The following is an 18,866-nucleotide window of genomic DNA, read 5'->3' as shown; positions in this document are numbered from 1 at the left end:
CATCCACCCATCGCGCATCCACGATCGTCGACCTGAGAGTTCGCGGCGGGACGGGCGCGTTTCTCCGCCTGCTTCATCCGCTGAGGACGATCCGCCCACGCGCGTGTCGTTCCTACCCTGAGCCATCAACTGCCGTCGCTTTGCAAGGAGTGATGAGGATGTTCGGATGGTGCATAACCCCCGCCCTGTCGCGGTGGTCGACGTGAGCGCGGGGGACGCCGCAGCGGACCTGGCGACGCGCGCCAAGATCCCGCCCACCGCCTGGATCTCGTGGGTGGCGCTGGCGATGATGACCACGAGCTCGGTCGCCAGCCTGCGGGCAGCGCCGACGATGGCGGTCTACGGCCTGGCCTGCGTCTTCTTGTACCTGCTCCCGGCCATCGTGTTCCTGCTGCCGACCTCTCTGGTCTCCGCGGAGCTCGCGTCGGGGTGGGAAGGCGGCATCTACAAGTGGGTCTCGGAGGGAATCTCCAAGCCGATGGGCTTTCTGGCGGTCTGGTGCCAGTTCGCCATGACGATCTTCTATTACCCGAGTCTGCTGGGGTTCGTGGCGAGCACCCTCGCGTACGTGTTCAATCCGGAGCTGGCCAGCAGCGGGGTGTGGACCGCGTGCGTGATCATCGTCGTGTACTGGTCCGGTGTCTGGATCTCCTCACGAGGCACCAAGGGAGTCGCGGGTCTCGCCAGCGGCGGCCTGATCATCGGAACCCTGATCCCCGGCGTCGTACTGGTCCTTCTCGGCATCGTCTTCCTCGGGCAGGGCAACGAGTCCGCGGCGCCGATGACCTCCGAGAACATCTTCCCGGTGTGGGCCGGGCTCGCGAGCCTCGTGCTCATCGTCAACAACTTCCTCTCCTACTCGGGCATGGAGATGAACGCGGTCCACGTGTCCTCCCTGAAGGACCCGGGCAAGGAGTTCCCGAAGTCGATGTTCCTGGCCATGGGCCTGGTCCTGGCGATCTTCATCCTCCCGGCGCTGGCGATCAGCTGGGTCGTACCTGCTGAGGAACTGTCCCTCACTGCCGGCGTGATGCAGGCCTTCGACGCGGTCTTCGCGAACTTCGGCTGGCAGTGGCTGACCCCGATCGTGGGCATCATGCTGGTCACCGCCTCCCTCGGCGGCATGCTGACCTGGCTGGCCGGGCCATCGAAGGGCCTGCTGCTGATCTCACGCCAGGAGGGCTACCTTCCGCCCTTCCTGCAGCAGCTCAACAAGAACGGTGTGCAGCAGAACATCCTGGTCGTCCAGGGGCTGATCACCACCGTGATCGGCCTGGCGTACGCGTTGATCCCGGACGTGTCCAGCGCCTACTGGATCTTCTCCGTCATCACGACCCAGGTCTACCTGATCATGTATCTGCTGATGTTCGTGGCCGCGATCCAGCTACGCCGTAAGCATCCCGACCATCCGCGCGGCTACCGCGCACCCATGCTCGTCGGGATGTGCGGCATCGGCTTCGCGGCCTCCCTTGCCGCTCTCCTGGTCGGCTTCATCCCGCCATCGCAGTTCGCATCCGGGAGCTCCGGTCTCTACTTCGCCATCGTCGGCGGCGGCGCACTCGGGCTCGGGCTCCTCGTGCCGTTCCTGTTCTACCGGTTCCGCAAGCCGTCCTGGAAGCAGCCTGAGCCGCAGGAGGTGACCCCGTCATGAGCACCCCGATGGAAACGCAGAGCAAGCGCGAACGCAGCTGGATCTACATCACCGCCCTGGTCGTCCTCGGCGTCCTCGTCGTCGTCGGACTGATCGCGTTCAACTCAGCCCGGGAGACCCGCAACGCCGAGGAGAAGGCCGACGAGCTGATCGCGGCCCTCGAGGACGCGGGCGCTCGCACCCCGGACAAGGACCAGATCGTGCGGGTCCTGGGTGAGGACGGTGGGGCGACCTGCGAGGACCCGAACGACGCACTGAGTCGCGCCATCCTGCTGTCGCAGCTCTCGAACGGGGCGACCGGCCCCGGGGCGCGCCCGGTGGTCGCCGACAGCCGGGTCTTCCAGGGCCAGAAGCTGATCATCGAGATCTACTGCCCCGACGAGCTGGACGACTTCAACGAGTTCGTCGACGACCTCGAGACCGATGACGTGGCGGGGTGAGTGAGACATGGATCTGAGGGGCCGCATCGCTGACCTCATGCCCCAGGCGCAGGAGGAGCTGGCCGAGCTGGTGGCCATCAAGTCGGTCGCCGACCCGCGCCAGTTCCCACCCGAGGAGTGCAGCCGTGCCGCGCAGTGGGTGCTCGACCACTTCGCAGCCCTCGGATTCGACGATGCCCGGCTGGCGGAGACCCCGGACGGCAGCAACGCCGTCCTGGGCTCTCGACAGTGCACACGACCTGATGCGCCCACGGTGCTGCTGTACGCCCATTACGACGTGCAGCCGCCGCTCGACGACGCCGCCTGGCAGACGCCGCCGTTCGAGCTGGTCGCGAAGGACGGGCGCTGGTACGGCCGCGGGACGGCGGACTGCAAGGGCAACATCCTCATGCACCTCCTGGCGCTCCGCGCCTTGGGCGAGGACGTACCGGTGAACCTCAAGCTGGTCGTGGAGGGGTCCGAGGAGCAGGGCACCGGCGGCCTGGAGGCGTTCGTGGTCGACAACCCGGATCTGCTCCGCGCCGACACGATCCTGGTCTGCGACACCGGTAATGCGGCCGTCGGCCAGCCGGCGGCAACCGTCAGCCTGCGTGGCATGGTCAACGTGGTCGTCACCGTCGAGGCCCTGACCTCGGAGGTGCACTCCGGCATGTTCGGCGGTGCGGCCCCGGACGCCCTCGCAGCCCTGATCGCGATGCTGGCCGGCCTGCGGGACTCGGCCGGCAACACCACCATCGAGGGGCTTGACAGCACCCGACGCTGGGAGGGCCAGCCGTACCCGCCCGAGCAGTTCCGCAGCGACGCCGGACTGCTGGACGGGGTCCAGCTGCTCGGGGACGGTTCGGTGTCGGACATGCTGTGGGCCCGGCCGGCGGTCACGGTGCTCGGCATCGACTGCCCACCCGTGGTCGGCTCGGCGGCGGCGATCGTGCCCAAGGCCGCGGCTCGGCTGAACCTCCGCATCCCACCTGGGCTCGCGCCGGACGTCGCGAAGGAGGCGCTCGCAGCGCACCTCCACCGGGCCGCGCCCTGGGGTGTCCACGTCACCATCGAGGTGGAAGCCACCGGCTCGCCGTTCCGGGCCACGATCGACGGACCGGCCTACCAGGCGATGGGCAAGGCGATGCTGGAGGCCTACGAGAAGCCGATGGCGTCCCTCGGGCAGGGCGGCTCGATACCGCTGTGCAACGTGTTCACCGACACCTACCCCGATGCCGAGATCATTCTGATGGGCGTGGAGGAGCCGCAGGCGTTGATCCACGCACCCAACGAGAGCGTGGACCCGCGCGAGATCTCGACCATGGCACTGACCGAGGCCCTGTTCCTGCAGCGCTACGCCGCCGCGACGAGCTGACCGGGCGGCCTCCGACGGATGGATCGACAACTTCTTCTGCCTCATCCGAAATTCGCGCGGCGCCCTTAGGCTGAGCGACGTGGACCTTCCTGTGATGCCGCCGATCCTGCCGATGCTCGCGAAGCCCGCGAAGGGCGTGCCGACGGACGGTGGCTATGCGTTCGAGCCGAAGTGGGACGGGTTCCGGTGCATCGTGTTCAAGGACGGGGACGAGGTGGAGCTGGCCTCGCGCAACACGAAGCCGCTGACCCGCTACTTCCCCGAGGTGGCCGAGGCGCTGCGGAAGGCGCTGCCGGAGAAGATCGTGCTCGACGGGGAGATCTTCGTGGCGATCGGGGACCGGCTGGAGTTCGAGGTGCTGCAGCAGCGGATCCACCCGGCGGCGTCGCGGATCAACCTGTTGGCGGAGGAAACGCCCGCTGCGTACGCGGCCTTCGATCTGCTCGCGCTGGGCGAGAGGTCGTTCCTCGACGAACCGCTGACGGAACGGCGGGCGGCACTGGAGGCTGTCTTCGCAGAGGTGAGCTCGGACAACGTCCACATGTGCACCACGACGACCGACCCCGAGGTCGCCCAGGACTGGTTCACCAGGTTCGAGGGCGCCGGGCTGGACGGAGTGATGGCCAAGCCGCTCGATGCCCCTTATGTCCCCGACAAGCGGACCATGCTGAAGATCAAGCACTCGCGTACGGCTGACGTGGTCGTCGCCGGCTACCGCGAGCACAAGACCTCCACACCGGAGAATCCGCTGCTCGGGAGCCTGCTGCTGGGTCTGTACGCCCCCGGGGAGGACGGTCAGCCGGAACTGCAGCACATCGGGGTCTCGGCGTCCTTCACCGCCGCGCGACGCGCCGAGCTGTGGCAGGAACTGCAGGAGCTGGTCGTCCCGATCGAGGACCACCCGTGGGGACGCTGGAACGAGTGGCTCACCGCCAACCCCGACCGGGTCCCCGGCACCCAGAGCCGCTGGTCGCAGGGGAAGGACCTGTCCTTCACCCCGCTGCGCCCGGAGCGGGTGCTCGAGGTGGGCTACGACCACATGGAGGGACGCCGATTCCGGCACACCGCTCAGTTCAAGCGCTGGCGCCCCGACCGCGACCCGGAGTCGTGCGGCTACGAGCAGCTCGAGGAACCCGTGGCGTACGAGCTGTCCGAAGTGCTCGGGGGTCCTGCTAAACAGCACAGTTAAATCCGGCTAGGGTCGGAGCCATGAGCTACGACGTCGTTCTCCTGGTCGAGCAGGCAATCACTCTCGACGACGCGACCCGGGTCCACTCCCTCCACGAGGGAGTCGAGGACCCGGTCTACCACGTGCTGCTGCCCTTGGAGGACGCTGCCGCCCGGATCGAGTCGGCGATGGGCACGCTCAGCGCGGCCGAATACCTCGGCTCGGCGATGATGATGAACGAGATCGACCTCGACGCAGTGCGCGAGGAGGCCAAGGAGGAGGCCGAGAAGGCGCTCGAGCAGACCCTGAAGGTCCTGAAGACCTCCGGCGCCTCCGCCCACGGCGAACTCGTCCAGGACCCGGTCAAGGCGCTGCGCGCCAAGGTCGCCGCGGTCGACGGTCGCGAGGCGATCATCATGACCCGCCCGCACGTGGTCGCCGAGTTCTTCCACGTCGACTGGACCCACCAGGCCCGCCGCCATCTCCACGTCCCCGTGCTGCACCTGATCGAACACGAGAACTTCGACGAGCAGGCCGGCGAAGGCGAAGGAATCACCGGCATGTGAGGCGTTTCGTCTCGATGACAGCCGAATCAACAGAAGTGAGCGGCGACACACCGAAGGTTACCGCTCTGTTACCGGGTCCACCTGGCAGTTGTGGACGGCATTCCCATAGGATCTTGGGGTTCGCTGTTCCGGGGGGATCCAGCGACAAGGAAGTGCCTGCTCGTGCGATCGGGGGATCCGCGCTGAGCGGGCACTTCTGCTATCCGTCGCCGATCCGGTTGCCCTCCTCGTCCCAGTGGGACGCGACCTTCTTGCTCGGCTGCACCCGCGGCGGCTCTCCCGGCATCTTCGGGTAGTCCGGCGGGAAGTTGAGCTCGCCTCCGGGCAGCTTCTCCCAGAGCTCGAGCAACGGCGTGAGGTCGTACGCCTCGTCGTCGATCTCCGCCCAGCGGTCGCCGTCGGCGAGGAAGTCGGGGACGGTGAAGAGGTTGAGCTCGCGCGGGTCCTTCAGGTCGGCCAGCTCGTCCCAGGTGAGCGGCGTGGAGACCGGGGCGCCGGGCTTGGGACGCAACGAGTAGGCACTCGCGATGGTCCGATCTCGGTTGTTCTGGTTGAAGTCGACGAAGATGCGCTCCCCGCGCTCCTCCTTCCACCACGCGGTGGTCACTCCCCCGTCGCGACGCTCCAGCTCACGGCCGAACCCGATCGCGGCGTGACGCAGGTCCTCGAAGGTCCACTCCGGCCGGATGCGTACGTAGATGTGTACGCCGCGGTTGCCGCTGGTCTTCGCGAAACCGCGCAGGCCGAGCTCCTCGAGGGTCTCCCGGGCGACGCCGGCGACCCGCACGGCGTCGGCGAAGTCGGTGCCCGGCTGGGGGTCGAGGTCGATGCGCAGCTCGTCGGGGTGATCGACGTCAGCGCGGCGAACGGGCCAGGGGTGGAACGTGAGCGCACCCATCTGGGCGCACCAGACCGGGACCGCGATCTCGGTGGGGCAGATCTCGCGCGCCTTCCGCCCGCTCGGGAAGGTGATCTCGACCTCCTCGAGATAGTCGGGGGCACCCTTGGGCGTGCGCTTCTGGTAGAAGCCGTCACCCTCCTTGTCGGTCGGGCCGGTCGCCAGCTTCATGCCCTCGCGCCAGCCGTCGGGCCAGCGCTCCAGAGCCGTCGGGCGATCCCGCAGCGCTCGCATCAGCGGGTCGCCGACGGTCGCGAAGAACTCCGCGACCATCAGCTTGGTGACCTCGGGGGTGCGGTCGGTCGCCTCGTAGATCACCCGGTCGGGGCTGGAGATCCGCACCTCGCGCTCGCCTGCCTGCACGTGTGCCGCCGGTGTCTTCGCCATGGCGCCAACCTAGCCCGCTCCACGCCCCTCCCCCAGTGAAATCGCCCGGACGACATCGGCAACTCACTGGCCAGTACGTCGTGGGACCGGCATGATCCGCTCCAACGTACGGCGACCGCCACGATCTCGGAGGACCCCCACATGTCGACTCGAACCACGGCACTGACCGCCGCCGCGGCGGCCCTGGCCGCCGCCATCACCCTCGGCCTCACCGGCGCTCCCGCGACCGCGAGCACCACCCCGGCCTGCGGGACCGTCGCCTCGCCCGACACCCGGGTGGAGCACACCCGGCTCACCGACCCGACGGTGAGCGACATCCTGGCCCGCTCCGGGTTCGACGACGTCGCCGGGGCAGTGAGGACGGTCGTCTGCGAGGCCGGCAGCAGCAGGGCCGCCACCGCTGCGGCACGGCTCGCCGGCCAGGCGCTGTGGCAGCGCGCGGTCGACCGCGTGCAGGGCCGCGGCGACGCCGGCGGCGACCTGCCTCGCAGCGACGACCGGCCGCTCTACTGGGCCCGGCTCGCGGCCGAGCTGGAGATCGCGCGAGTCGCTCCTGCGTACCGGACCTGGTCCGAGGACGCCCGGGACAAGGTGCTGGCGGCCTTCGACCGGAGCTCGCGCGGGATCGAGTCCACCGGCTTCGCCCGCGGCGAGTCCGGCCGGTCACGGCAGGTGCTGGCCTCCGGCTTCGACCCGTTCACCCTCGATCGCAACATCCGCCAGTCGAACGCGTCCGGGGCGACGGCGCTGGCGATGGACGGGCGCGTCGTCCAGACGGCGAAGGGTCCCGTCGAGATCCAGACCGTCGTGTTCCCGGTGCTGTGGGGGCCGTTCGCGCAGGGCAGCGTCGAGCGCGCCTTCCTGCCCCACCTGGTCCCCGGCAAGCGGGACGTGGACACCGCCATCACCATCAGCCAGGGCCGCGCGGGCCGTTTCGACCTGGAGGTCTGGAACGGCGCCCATCGCGGCACCTTCCCCGACAACGACCGCGTCAGCGTCAACGAGACGATCCCGATTCCCGAGGACGTCCCTCATGCCGACCCGCAGCCGCAGTGGACCCGGACCACGCTGCCGGTCGAGGCGATGAAGGCGGCCGTGCCCGGCACCTTCCCGGTGAACATCAACCGGATCATCACCGAGATCCCGGCCGGATCGACCGCGCCGGTCACCCGGGAGGACCCGACGCCGGGCTCCACGGCGGTCGCCGGTGGCGGTGGTGACTACCTGTCCAACGAGTCGGCCTACCGCACCACCGCCCTCCGCGACGCACTCCAGGCCGACACCAAGCAGGGTCACATCCACGTACCGGTCCTCAACGGGGACGCGAGCGGCGAACCGCTGGCCGACATGCGGGCGGACATCGTGGCCCAGACCCTCGATCTCGTGGCGGCTGCGGCGACGAGCTGATCCGGAGACGGCCCGAAGGAAATGGCTCGAAGGAACTAGCCGTCTCCCGCACCGTTTTCATGCCCCCGGGCGTACTGAGGGCATGAAAACAGCAAAGGTCAGGCCTATCTCGGGTGCGGCCCTTGTGATTGTCAGCATCCTCGCCCTCGGCGCATGCGGCGGGTCGGACGGATCGGGCGGGTCCTCCGCCGACTCCGGCTCGGTCGAGTCGCTGGCCGACTCATCGGCCGTGAAGGCGGCCGGCCCGGAGATGGCCGCGCAGGATGCGGACGCCGCGGCACCGAAGCAGGCCGTCACGCAACCATCGATCATCTCCACCGGCTCGGTCTCTCTCGACGCGAAGGACGTCGGCAAGACACGTACGCAGGTGCAGCAGATCTCCGACAGGTACGCCGGTCAGGTCACCGAGCAGGAGACCAGCGACAGCGACGACGACGGACCGAGCCATGCCCGGATGGTCCTCCGGATCCCGTCGAAGTCGTTCGACGACGCGATGGCCGACCTCGAGGACACCGCCACGCTGGTCGACTCCAACACCACGACCACCGACGTCACCACCGAGGTCGTAGACACCGAGGTGCGGGTGAAGAACGCCCGGACGAGCATCGAGAGGATCCGTACGCTCCTCTCCCGCGCCGAGAGGATCGGTGATGTCATCGCGATCGAGTCCGAGCTCGCCCGTCGCGAGGCCGACCTCAACTCGCTGCTCGCCCAGCAGGCGGCCCTCGAGAACCAGACGTCGCTGTCGACCATCACGGTCAACATCGACCGTGCCGGTCCCGGCGGCTCCTCCGACGACGACCCCGGCTTCCTGGCCGGGCTGAGCGCCGGGTGGGACGCGCTGGGCGACTCGGCCCGTGTCCTCGCGGTCGCGCTCGGCGCCATCATCCCGTGGACGCCGGTCCTCCTGCTCCTCATCGCGCCCGTCTGGCTCCTCTCCCGACGCCGCAAGCAGGTGGTCGCGACAGTGCCGGCCGCCGTGCCGGCCACCGGCCCGGCGGAGGAATAACCAGTCGAGATCGGGGTGCTCGGCGGCGTACGTTCTGACCATGAGCGCGCTCGAGCACCCCGGCCTCGTCTTCCGCAGCCTCGACCCCTTCGACGGGGACGAGGCCCTGTTGAGGGGGTGGTACGAGGGCACGCGGCGTGGCTTCCACCAGTCCCGAGGCAACGACGACGGCATCCAGGTCTGGCGCGACCACACCCGCTCCGACTCGGTGACGCTGCTGGGGGCGTGGACGGAGAACTCGGAGTTCTCCTCGGCCACGATCCCGGTCGCGACGTTCTCGTCCTGGACCTCGCCGGTCAACGTCGGCGGCGGCGTCAGCCTGCCGACGCTGCTGATCAGCGACGTGACCGTCTCCCCGACCCACCGGCGGCAGGGCCTGCTGCGCAAACTGATGACGGTGTCGTTGGCCGACGCGGTCGCGGCCGGCGTACCGCTGGCGGCGCTGACCGTCTCAGAAGGGTCGATCTACGGCCGCTTCGGGTTCGGCACGGCCACCCATCTGCGCGAGGTCGAGGTCGACGTCACCGCGAAGTTCCGCTACCGCCCGGAGGTGCCTGAAGACGACGGCTCGGTGACCCTGGTCGAGCCGGCCGACGCCTGGAAGACGGTCGCCGAGATCTACGGCACCTTCCAGGAGCGCACCCGCGGATCGGTCACCCGGCCGCAGTTCTACGAGCCGTGGCTCTCCAGCGCCTACGACTTCGGCGGCGACTCGAAGGGCGAGTCGAAGCAGCGCACCGTGCTGCACCTGGACGCCTCCGGCACGCCCGACGGCTACGCGATCTACAAGACCGCCGACGAGCGCAACGACTCCGGCCTGCGGATGGCGCGGGTCGTCGATCTGGTGGCCCTGACCCCGGCGGCCTACCTGCGGCTGTGGCGGTTCCTCGCCGACATCGACCTCGTCGAGCGGGTCGGCTGGCGCCGGGCGCCGCTGCAGGACCCGCTCTACTGGGCGCTCGCCGAGCCGTTCGCGGTCAAGAGCGCCGAGCTCGACGACATGCTGTGGCTGCGCGTGCTCGATGTGCCGGTGGCCCTGCAGGCACGACCCTGGTACGCCGCGGGCGAGGTCGTCCTCGGCATCGACGACCAGCTCGGACACGCTGCCGGTGCCTGGCGAGTCGCGGTCGCGGACGGCAAGGCCGAGGTCACCCGGACCGACGCCGCCCCGACGGTGGAGCTCGCCGCGGACACCCTCGGCGCCCTCTACCTCGGCGGCGTCGACGTACGCACCCTGGCGGCCGCCGGGCGTATCACGGGCTCGCCCGAGGCGATCGAGACCTGGGCGGCGATGGCCGACGGCGGCCCGCTGCCCTACTGCATCACCGGCTTCTGATCAGGGGCGTCCGGGCTCGGCGCCGATCAGGCTGATCCGGTCGCCGCGAAAGTGGTAGCGGTGCATCGCGTCCAGCCTCGGTGCGTACGCGTGCAGGCTGATCGCCGGGTGCGAGCCGACGTTGCGTACGTCATGGACGTGGCCGGCGTCGTGCGCCCGGGCGTCGCCGGGGCCGACATCGGCGATCTGCAGGCCACCGAGCCAGTTGTGCTCGACCAGGCTGCCGGCGAGCACGGTGAAGGCGGTGGTCGCGGTGCCATGGTCGTGGAAGCCGGTGCTGGCACCCGGCGACCAGGCGATCAGCCAGACCTCGACCTTGTCGTCGCGGTGGAGCAGGTGGAACTCGCGCCCGGTCTCGGGCGCCTGCACCCGCGCGACCAGGTCGTCGTCGGCGTAGGTGCGGATGGCGTCCAGCAGGGGCTGCATGGCTAGTGCGGTCAAGGTGGCCTCCTCCAGAAGCGTCGTGGTTTAAGTATAGTAGATGACTCGACTTTGGCAATGGAGTTGTGCTCCCACCCCAGACGTACCATTTCAACCATGGGTTACAACGTGGAGAAGTCCGACGAGGAGTGGCGAGCAGAGCTCTCGCCGGAGGAGTACGCGGTGCTGCGCCAGGCGGGCACCGAGCGGGCGTTCACGGGTGAATACACCGACACCGAGACCAAGGGCGTCTACTCGTGCAAGGCCTGCAAGGCCAAGCTGTTCGAGTCGGACACCAAGTTCCACTCCGGCTGCGGCTGGCCGTCGTTCTACCAGCCGATCAGCGACACGATCGAGTACATCGAGGACAAGTCGCACGGGATGGACCGGGTGGAGGTCCGCTGCGCCAACTGCGGCTCCCACCTCGGCCACGTCTTCCCCGACGGCTACGGCACCCCGACCGGCGACCGGTTCTGCATCAACTCGATCTCGATCTCGCTGGAGCCTGCCGACGAGGCCTGATCCGGCTAGCGTTGCGCCGTGACTGTGCGGATCGCGATGTGGTCAGGACCGAGAAACCTCTCCACGGCGTTGATGCGCTCGTTCGAGAACCGGCCGGACTGCTCGGTCCTCGACGAGCCGCTGTACGCCGCCTACCTCGCGGCCACGGGCCTCGATCACCCGGGCCGTGACGATGTCCTCGCCTCCCAGCCGAACGACTGGCGGGTCGTGGCCGAGGAGATCACCTCCGGGCCGGTCGGGTCGGCGGTGCAGTACCAGAAGCACATGACCCATCACCTGCTCCCGGAGATGGACCACGGCGCCTTCGCCGGACTCTCGCACGCGTTCCTGGTCCGGGACCCGGAGCGGGTGCTGACCTCGTACGCCAAGGTCCGTGAGGAGCCGACGCTCGAGGACCTCGGACTGCCGCAGCAGGTGGCGCTCTTCGAGGAGTTCGGCGGGCCGGTGGTCGATGCCGCCTCGATCCTGGCCTCGCCGCGGGCGGCTCTCGTCGGGCTGTGCGAGGCGCTGGGCATCGGCTTCGACGAGGCGATGCTGTCGTGGCCGGCCGGCCGCCGCGACTCCGACGGAGTGTGGGCCCCGCACTGGTATTCCGGGGTGTGGGCCTCGACCGGGTTCGCCGCCTCCTCCCCCGGCGCCGCCGACCCGCTGCCCGCGCGCCTGGAGCCGCTGCTGGAGCGCTGCCTGCCCTACTACGATCGCCTCGCCCCCTATGACATGGCCCCCGATATCAAGAACGGCGACTGATGCTGCAGACCTATGACCCCCGCAACGACCACCTCCAGGTCTGGATCAACGGCGAGCTCAGCCACCGCCTGGAGGCGCGGATCTCGCCGTTCGACTCGCTCGCTCAGGGCGGCGACGGCGTCTGGGAGGGGCTGCGGCTCACCCGGGGACGCATCTTCAAGCTCGACGAGCACCTGCAGCGGCTGCGCCGCTCGGCGCGGGCTCTCGCCTTCTCGGACATCCCCTCCGACGCGTACATGACCGAGGCGATCCGGGAGTGCCTGGCCGCCAACGAGATGCACGACGACGTCCACATCCGGCTGACGCTCTCCCGCGGCGTCAAGATCACCTCCGGCATGGACCCGCGGCTCAACCAGTCGGGTCCGACGCTGATCGTGCTGGCCGAGTTCAAGTCACCGGTCTACGACGACTCCGGGATCACGCTGATCACCGCGGCCCAGCGCCGCCCGCGCGCCGACATGCTCGACCCGAAGATCCATCACAACAACCTGATCCCCTCGATCCTGGCCAAGGTCGAGGCCACCAACGCGGGCGCCGACGACGCGCTGATGCTCGACGACGCCGGCTTCATCGCCGAGACCAACGCCACCCACTTCTTCCACGTACGCGACGGCGTGCTGCGCACGTCGACGACCCGTGCGTGCCCCGAGGGGATCACCCGCGCCACCGTCCTCGACCTCGCCGCCGAGCTGGGCCTGCCGGTGGACGTCGGCGACTTCTCGCTCACCGATGCCCACACGGCCGACGAGGCCTTCGTCACCGGCACGATGGGCGGGCTCACCCCGGTGGTCTCCCTCGACGGCCGGCCGATCGAGCGCGGGCCGATGACGCAGCAGCTCTCGAAGGCGTACGCGGATCTGCAGGCGACGACCGGGACGGTCGTCGCCTGACGCCTCACCCGACCCGCTCGAAGAGGGCGCTCTCGAGAACGACCGTGCCCTTGCCGTACTTCTCGTCGAGGCGCTGCTGGAGGCTGCCGTCGTCGAGCAGCACGCGCAGGTGGACGGCACCACGGGAAAGACCGCTGCCGACGTAGTGCGGCTGGTCCGCGAGCTCGTCCTGGATGTCGCCGAGCTCCTCCTGCGACACGGTCGCACGCGATACGCAGAGCATCCCGCCCCAGGTCTTGCGCAGCTCCTTCTCGGCCGCGGCGGGGTCACCGGTGACGCGTACGTTGAGGATGAGCTTGCGGGGGTCGTTCATCGGACGCTCCACCCGGGTCTGGTCGAGCCACAGGTCGCTGTAGCCCGGCAGCCGGTGGGCGGCGGACACGGTCGCCTCCTGGGTCTCGAACGTGGTCCGCTCGGGGTCGATCACCTTCCAGCCACCCTCGGGCTCGGGGCACGGGCTGCTGAAGTCGACGACCTCCTCCTCCGGCGCGACCGACGCATCGTCGGCCGGCACCGCGTCGGTCACGGCGAACGTGGTGTCATCGAGGGTGCCGGTGACCTGGAAGTCGCCCCAGCGGGTGCCTCCGGCCTCCTCGTGCTCGGGATGGTCGGCCCAGTCCCAGCCGGTCACCTCGAGCCCCTCGCACTGTGGCGGCATCGACTCCGCGACAGCCCCGAGGCACAGCTGCGGCCCACCGCCGTCGTCGAGCACCGTCACGGAGCCCGTGGAGCGGACGGTGCCGCTCCCCGCGGCAGGGTCGAGCACCTGGTCGTTCCCACAAGCGCTCGCCGCCGCGAGGAGCAGCACCCACCCATATCGCCACATGACCTGTAGACGGCCGAGGCGAGGCTTAAGTTGCACTCGACTGGCTGTCACGCCAGGCGACGAGGTCCTCCAGCGGCTTGAGGTCGTAGTCGGGACCGCCGACCCCGTAGGTGAACAGCCGGGCACCGGCGTCGTAGAGCGGCTTCGCGGCCTCGGCGCTGTCGGCCGCGGTCGAGATCTCGATCTCGTTCACGTCACGGCCGATCGCCTCGCAGTGGCCGGCGAGCACGCCACGCTTGCGCTCCAGGGTCTCCACGTCGGAGAAGGAGTGCCAGATGTCAGCATGCTTCGCGACGTACTTCAGGGTCTTCTTCTCCCCGCCTCCACCGATCATGACCGGGATCTTCCGGACGGGTGCGGGGTTGAGCTCGGACCAGCGCTTCTCGATGCGCGGGAGCGCCTCGCCAAGCGCGTCGAGGCGCGACCCGGCGGTGCCGAAGTCGTAGCCGTACTCGGTGTAGTCCCGCTCGAACCAGCCCGAGCCGATCCCGAAGACCAGCCGGCCATCGGAGATGTGGTCGACGGTTCGGGCCATGTCGGCGAGCAGCTCAGGGTTGCGGTAGGAGTTGCAGGTCACCAGGCAGCCGATCTCGGCGCGCGTGGTCTGCTCGGCCCAGGCCGCGAGCATGGTCCAGGCCTCGAAGTGCTTGCCGTCGGGCTCGCCGTAGAGCGGGTAGAAGTGGTCCCAGTTGAAGAGGATGTCGACGCCGATCTCCTCCGCGCGGCGGGCGGCCTCGCGGATCTGGGCATAGTCGGCGTGCTGGGGCTGGATCTGGACTCCGATTCGGATCGTCATGTGTCCAACCCTACGGAGCGCCTGGCTTCCGTCCCCGCGCGAATCGGCCCTATCGTTCGGCAGGCGGCGAACCGCGCCGTACGAGAGCTGAAGAGGGTGCGAGATGCGACTCGGCTGGGATCTGCACGATGACGGCAAGAACGTACGCGAAGGGGCGATCGTCAAGCCCGGGGAGCGGTTGAGCTGGCCCCGGACGATCGGCTTCGGCGGCCAGCACGTGGTCGCGATGTTCGGCGCCACGTTCCTGGTGCCGTTGCTGACCGGCTTCCCGCCGACCACGACGCTGTTCTTCTCCGGCCTCGGCACCCTGCTGTTCCTGCTGATCACGCGCAACCGGCTGCCCAGCTACCTCGGCTCCTCGTTCGCCTTCATCGCACCGATCGGGGCCGCGATGGGCGGTGGCGGGATGGGATCGGCGCTCTTCGGCATCCTGGTCACCGGTGCGCTGCTGGCGCTGGTCGGCGTGATCGTGATGGTCACCGGCACCGGGTGGATCGAGGTGCTGATGCCGCCGGTGGTGACCGGGGCGATCGTCGCGCTGATCGGTCTCAACCTGGCCTCGGCCGCGACCAACAACGTGGTCGGTGGTGACCCGGCCAACCCCGACAACGGCGCCGTGCTGGTCGCCGCGATCACCCTGGCGACCGTGCTGGTCGTGGCCGTCGCCTTCCGCGGCCTGATCGCTCGGCTCTCGATCCTGGTCGGTGTCGTCGTCGGCTACCTCGCCGCGCTGGTCATGGGCCAGATCGACACCTCGGCGTTCCAGGAGGCCGCCTGGTTCGGGCTGCCCGACTTCTCCACCCCGACCGTGTCCTGGTCAGTGGTGCCCATGTTCCTGCCGGTCGTGCTCGTCCTCGTCGCCGAGAACGTCGGCCACGTACGCAGCGTCGCCCACCTCGCGGGCGACGACACCATCAACCGCGAGACCGGCCGAGCCCTGTTCGCCGACGGCCTCGCCACCACCATCGCCGGTGGCTTCGGCGGCTCGGCGACCACGACATACGGCGAGAACATCGGCGTGATGACCGCGACCCGGGTCTTCTCGACCGCCGCCTACTGGGTCGCCGGCGTGGTGGCGATCCTGCTGTCGCTGTCTCCGAAGTTCGGGGCGCTCCTGAACACCATCCCTGCCGGCGTCCTCGGCGGCATCACCGTCGCGCTCTACGGCCTGATCGGCCTGATCGGCATCCGGATCTGGCTGGACAACCGGGTCGACTTCGCCGACCCGGTCAACCAGTTCACCGCCGCCGTCGCCCTGGTCATCGGGATCGGCAACCTCACCCTGACCTTCGGCGACCTCACCTTCACCGGCATCGCGCTGGGCACCATCGCCGCGGTCGTGATCTACCACGGGATGAGCGCGCTGGCGCGGCTGCGAGGCCGCCGCTGAGCCGGGCTGCCCAGGGCTCGCTCAGAGTTTGCTGCGATCGGTCGGCGTCGGGGAGAAGGCCGCGCTGAGCCGGAGCACCTTGGCGAACTCGGTGACCTTCTCCACGGACAGGAAGCCGTCGCCCTCACCCGAGCCGATGACGATACCGCCGTTGTCGAGCTTCTCGAGGTGCTTGTCCATGCCCCCGGGCAGGGCCTGCGCCCTGCCATCGGAGAGGTAGTTCAGATATCCGAGCTTGGGCCCCGGCTTTCCGACCGGCTGCACCTCGGCGAGAGCCTCGTTGAGCGACCGCGAGGTCACCGCGGCCCAATCCGGGTCCCAGGCAGAGGCGAGCTGACGAAGAACCGGGCCGGCGAACGGCGCGATATCGGTACCACGCCATTTCACCACGATGCTGTTGCGCACCTTGGCAGACTCGGTATATCCGCCGACCATCAAGGTGATAGCCACCACGACTCGACCACCGCGCCCCCGATAAGCCTGGCTGATCCCGAGATTCGGAGCATCCGTATTCTCACGAAATGCGTCGGATATCGCCTTCAGAGCGTTATCCGGCTCTTCAAGCGGCTTTCCCGGCATCGCGGGTGAGGACCACGAGATCTTCTCGCCGAAGGCCTCGTCCAGGCCTGCGATGAATGCGCCCAACTCCTCGGCAACCTGCTCAGGGGTCTCCTGGCGTGGGCCCCAGAATCCTCGCGCGATCAGCTCTTCATCCACGCTCATGACCGTATCACCGCTCCCTCTTCGTATCGGCCGTCACCCTCGACCGCCGCCGGCTCGCCATCGTGACGAAATGAGACTCATCCATTGCTCTTCGGCGCATTCCAGCCGTCCCAATCACTGGGCGGATTGACGAACTCCTGGTGCCTGACGGAAATAGGCAGGTCGAAGTCCTCGAAGAGGGTCCGCGCTGCTTCCATGGCCTCTTTGTTCGAGAAGACCCACTCAACCGGAGTGTCGCCCGCCGCATCAACCTGGCGCAAAGCTTGATCGAGCCATTCCTTTTCCTTGGCACCGTTGGGATATCCCCACGAGTCGATCATCTTCCCGTAACCGTGCTTGGTCTCGATCAGCTTGCCGTCGAGAATTCCGTCGAACTTGACCTCGTTGTCCATCGATCCGCGAAGACAGAATTCCAGCCCGTCGTCCTTGCCGGTGACCTGGCGCTCGAACTCGGCGCCGAGCTTCTGCTGGAGGAACTTGTGGTTCCGATTGACGGGCTTCCATTCACCGGGTCCCAGCCTGCCGTCCAGCTCACGCCGAGCGTCCGCCTGCTTCCGAATGTCGTCAGCGACGTCGTCCGCGTTCTTCTTGAGCGAATCCCCGACCTCGGTGAGGACCTCGCCCACCTTGTCGAAGGCCTCCTTGGCGACGTCGCCGATCTGCTTGGCCATAGCTGTCTCCTAAGAGGCGAAGAGGGGAAGGGCGGACACATCGGCAGCGAAGGTCGCACACAGGTCGTACTGGTCGGCGCCGCAGTCGCTGAGTGCCGTGGCGATCTGCTCCATCAGGTCGTAGCTGAGATGGGTCCCCGCCGTCGCCTCTCCGTCGGTCACGATCGGAGCCTCTGCGATCGACATGGCGAGCTCGGTGATCGTTCCGGTGAGCGGCTCGATCACCATGCTCGCGACCTGGCCGATCACCTCGTCCATCGCGATGTCGGTGGCGATGTCGAGTGCCTTCTTCCGAGCGGCGATGATCGCTGCGTTGCCGACCACGCTGAGGCCGCCCGTCACCACCGCGGTCGCGGCCGCCGCCGCGATCTGCGCCGCGGTGATCGTCAGCTCGGCGATGACCTTGACCTTCAGGCCGACGATCGCATCGGCGAGGATGTCGATCCCGTTCGCCACCTCCGGCAGCGCATCGAGCACCGCGTCCATGTTGGCCGTACGGTTCTCTGTCCATGCCCTGATCAGCGCATTCACCGACTGCGCCTTGGCGCCGTCACCGAGCTCGTTGACCCGGATCTCCAGCTCATCGAGCGTGCTGCGCAGGTCCGACTCCAGCCCGCGCAGCAGCTGCGCGGCGTCGCGGACCGCATCTTCGTCGACGTTCGGCCATTCATAGCCGAGCAGGTCGAGAACGAAGTCCAACTCCCCAGGGATGGTCATCCCCACGTCTCTGCCCTCCCAAGGTCACGTGGATGTTCAGCAGACGTGACGGGATCGGCACACGAACCCGAGCACGGCCACCGCGACGGGAAAGAGTAGTGGAGACGTACCGGGCCGGACAGTGAATTTCCGAGATGTCCGACCCGTCAGGGATGCGTCAGGGAAGGCGCTCCAGGAGGTCGCCGATCTCGACGCGGGCACCGGTGTAGAACGGCACCTCCTCGCGTACGTGACGGCGGGTCTCGGAGCCGCGGAGGTGGCGCATCAGGTCGACGATGCGGGAGAGGTCGTCGGCCTCGAAGGCCAGCATCCACTCGTAGTCACCGAGGGCGAAGGACGGGACGGTGTTGGCCCGGACGTCGGGGTAGTCGCGGGCCATCTGGCCGTGCTCGGCGAGCAGGCGGCGGCGCTCCTTGTCGTCGAGGAGATACCACTCGTAGGAGCGGATGAACGGGTAGACCGCGACGTAGTCGTGGGTGCGCTCGTCGGCGAGGAACGCGGGCAGGTGGCTCCGGTTGAACTCGGCCGGACGGTGCAGCGCCATCTGCGACCAGACCGGCACGAGCCGGCCACCGAAGGCGGTGCGGCGCAGGCGGTGGTAGGCCGACTGCAGCTTGTCGGAGGAGTCGGCGTGCAGCCAGAACATCACGTCGGCGTCGGCGCGCAGGCCGGCCACGTCGTAGGTGCCACGCACCACGATGTCCTCGCCCGCGAAGGCGGCGAAGAGCTCCTCGACCTCGACCGCCTCGGCCTTGCGGTCGGCATCGCCGAGCGTCTCCTCGAGAGAGAAGACCGACCACATCGTGTAGCGGATCGTGTCGTTGAGCTCGTTGATCTTGGCTGCGTTGGACTTGATGTCGGCCTGCGGGTCGGTCATGCCCCTATTTTGCGCTACCGCCGGTCGCCGATCCGCGTCGGGCTCCATCCTCCGGCCTCTAGGGTGTGGGC

The 18,866-nt window shown here is 68.6% G+C and carries 20 protein-coding genes; 12 read left to right on the top strand and 8 right to left on the bottom strand.

The window, feature by feature from the left end; genetic code table 11:
* The first annotated feature begins 166 nt into the window (after positions 1-166).
* The 5 genes from ACW14X_RS19660 to ACW14X_RS19640 all read left to right on the top strand — a co-directional run bounded on the left by ACW14X_RS19660 (position 167) and on the right by ACW14X_RS19640 (position 5,179).
* Complete coding sequence (locus ACW14X_RS19660) at positions 167-1,651, top strand: APC family permease (RefSeq protein ID WP_350840846.1); 1,485 nt, start codon at positions 167-169, stop codon at positions 1,649-1,651.
* Positions 1,648-2,091, top strand: coding sequence for a hypothetical protein (locus tag ACW14X_RS19655; RefSeq protein ID WP_457163019.1), 444 nt, complete (start codon positions 1,648-1,650; stop codon positions 2,089-2,091). The genes ACW14X_RS19660 and ACW14X_RS19655 overlap by 4 nt, the downstream gene beginning before the upstream one ends.
* Positions 2,092-2,098: 7 nt before the next feature.
* On the top strand, positions 2,099-3,445 hold the full coding sequence (locus ACW14X_RS19650) for a M20/M25/M40 family metallo-hydrolase (protein ID WP_457163018.1): 1,347 nt from the start codon (positions 2,099-2,101) through the stop codon (positions 3,443-3,445).
* Between the two features lie 79 nt (positions 3,446-3,524).
* Entirely contained in the window at positions 3,525-4,634 is a 1,110-nt protein-coding gene (locus ACW14X_RS19645) for an ATP-dependent DNA ligase (RefSeq protein ID WP_457163017.1), read from the top strand.
* A 20-nt stretch (positions 4,635-4,654) separates the two neighbouring features.
* A complete protein-coding gene (locus ACW14X_RS19640; protein WP_160027160.1) occupies positions 4,655-5,179 on the top strand; it encodes a hypothetical protein in 525 nt (174 codons plus the stop codon).
* Positions 5,180-5,378: 199 nt separating this feature from the next.
* On the opposite strand, the gene ACW14X_RS19635 is transcribed toward ACW14X_RS19640, so the two are convergent.
* Positions 5,379-6,464, bottom strand: a complete 1,086-nt coding sequence (locus ACW14X_RS19635; RefSeq protein WP_350840838.1) for a DNA polymerase domain-containing protein — start codon at positions 6,462-6,464, stop codon at positions 5,379-5,381.
* Positions 6,465-6,605: 141 nt separating this feature from the next.
* Here ACW14X_RS19635 and ACW14X_RS19630 point away from each other — a divergent pair, with 141 nt between their 5' ends.
* From ACW14X_RS19630 to ACW14X_RS19620, 3 genes are all read left to right on the top strand, one after another.
* Positions 6,606-7,871: a hypothetical protein gene (locus tag ACW14X_RS19630; RefSeq protein ID WP_457163016.1), complete on the top strand. Its 1,266-nt coding sequence runs from the start codon at positions 6,606-6,608 to the stop codon at positions 7,869-7,871.
* Between the two features lie 124 nt (positions 7,872-7,995).
* Entirely contained in the window at positions 7,996-8,880 is an 885-nt protein-coding gene (locus ACW14X_RS19625) for a DUF4349 domain-containing protein (protein ID WP_457163015.1), read from the top strand.
* A gap of 40 nt (positions 8,881-8,920) precedes the next feature.
* Positions 8,921-10,216, top strand: a complete 1,296-nt coding sequence (locus tag ACW14X_RS19620; RefSeq protein ID WP_457163014.1) for a GNAT family N-acetyltransferase — start codon at positions 8,921-8,923, stop codon at positions 10,214-10,216.
* On the opposite strand, the gene ACW14X_RS19615 is transcribed toward ACW14X_RS19620, so the two are convergent.
* Positions 10,217-10,657 (bottom strand): cysteine dioxygenase, encoded by a 441-nt coding sequence (locus tag ACW14X_RS19615; RefSeq protein ID WP_160027150.1) that lies wholly within the window; start codon positions 10,655-10,657, stop codon positions 10,217-10,219.
* Positions 10,658-10,753: 96 nt separating this feature from the next.
* Between ACW14X_RS19615 and msrB the strand changes: the two genes are divergently transcribed.
* Genes msrB through ACW14X_RS19600 form a run of 3 tightly spaced genes read left to right on the top strand, consistent with a single transcriptional unit; the run spans position 10,754 to position 12,795 of the window.
* Positions 10,754-11,158 carry a peptide-methionine (R)-S-oxide reductase MsrB gene (gene msrB, locus ACW14X_RS19610; protein ID WP_350715251.1) on the top strand — a complete coding sequence of 135 codons (405 nt, stop codon included), beginning with the start codon at positions 10,754-10,756 and terminating at the stop codon, positions 11,156-11,158.
* A gap of 18 nt (positions 11,159-11,176) precedes the next feature.
* Positions 11,177-11,905: a sulfotransferase-like domain-containing protein gene (locus tag ACW14X_RS19605; RefSeq protein WP_160027146.1), complete on the top strand. Its 729-nt coding sequence runs from the start codon at positions 11,177-11,179 to the stop codon at positions 11,903-11,905.
* The gene (locus ACW14X_RS19600) at positions 11,905-12,795 is read left to right on the top strand and encodes an aminotransferase class IV (RefSeq protein WP_160027144.1); all 891 of its coding nucleotides are present in this window, start codon (positions 11,905-11,907) and stop codon (positions 12,793-12,795) included. The genes ACW14X_RS19605 and ACW14X_RS19600 overlap by 1 nt, the downstream gene beginning before the upstream one ends.
* 4 nt (positions 12,796-12,799) lie before the next feature.
* Here the strand turns inward: ACW14X_RS19600 and ACW14X_RS19595 are convergent, their stop codons facing one another.
* Positions 12,800-13,621, bottom strand: a complete 822-nt coding sequence (locus ACW14X_RS19595) for a hypothetical protein (protein ID WP_457163013.1) — start codon at positions 13,619-13,621, stop codon at positions 12,800-12,802.
* Positions 13,622-13,646: 25 nt separating this feature from the next.
* The gene (locus ACW14X_RS19590; protein WP_160027140.1) at positions 13,647-14,417 is read right to left on the bottom strand and encodes an LLM class F420-dependent oxidoreductase; all 771 of its coding nucleotides are present in this window, start codon (positions 14,415-14,417) and stop codon (positions 13,647-13,649) included.
* A 103-nt stretch (positions 14,418-14,520) separates the two neighbouring features.
* Between ACW14X_RS19590 and ACW14X_RS19585 the strand changes: the two genes are divergently transcribed.
* Complete coding sequence (locus tag ACW14X_RS19585) at positions 14,521-15,807, top strand: uracil-xanthine permease family protein (protein WP_457163012.1); 1,287 nt, start codon at positions 14,521-14,523, stop codon at positions 15,805-15,807.
* Positions 15,808-15,828: 21 nt separating this feature from the next.
* On the opposite strand, the gene ACW14X_RS19580 is transcribed toward ACW14X_RS19585, so the two are convergent.
* The 4 genes from ACW14X_RS19580 to hemQ all read right to left on the bottom strand — a co-directional run bounded on the left by ACW14X_RS19580 (position 15,829) and on the right by hemQ (position 18,795).
* Positions 15,829-16,524 carry an Imm52 family immunity protein gene (locus ACW14X_RS19580; RefSeq protein ID WP_457163011.1) on the bottom strand — a complete coding sequence of 232 codons (696 nt, stop codon included), beginning with the start codon at positions 16,522-16,524 and terminating at the stop codon, positions 15,829-15,831.
* Between the two features lie 83 nt (positions 16,525-16,607).
* Positions 16,608-17,201, bottom strand: coding sequence for a Tox-REase-5 domain-containing protein (locus ACW14X_RS19575; RefSeq protein WP_160027134.1), 594 nt, complete (start codon positions 17,199-17,201; stop codon positions 16,608-16,610).
* A gap of 9 nt (positions 17,202-17,210) precedes the next feature.
* On the bottom strand, positions 17,211-17,918 hold the full coding sequence (locus ACW14X_RS19570) for a WXG100-like domain-containing protein (protein WP_457163010.1): 708 nt from the start codon (positions 17,916-17,918) through the stop codon (positions 17,211-17,213).
* 157 nt (positions 17,919-18,075) lie between these two features.
* Positions 18,076-18,795 (bottom strand): hydrogen peroxide-dependent heme synthase, encoded by a 720-nt coding sequence (gene hemQ, locus ACW14X_RS19565; protein WP_160027130.1) that lies wholly within the window; start codon positions 18,793-18,795, stop codon positions 18,076-18,078.
* Positions 18,796-18,866 lie beyond the last annotated feature (71 nt).

The organism is Nocardioides sp. YJ-D4 (genome assembly GCF_054031495.1).
This window is presented reverse-complemented; position numbering and strand designations above follow the sequence as displayed.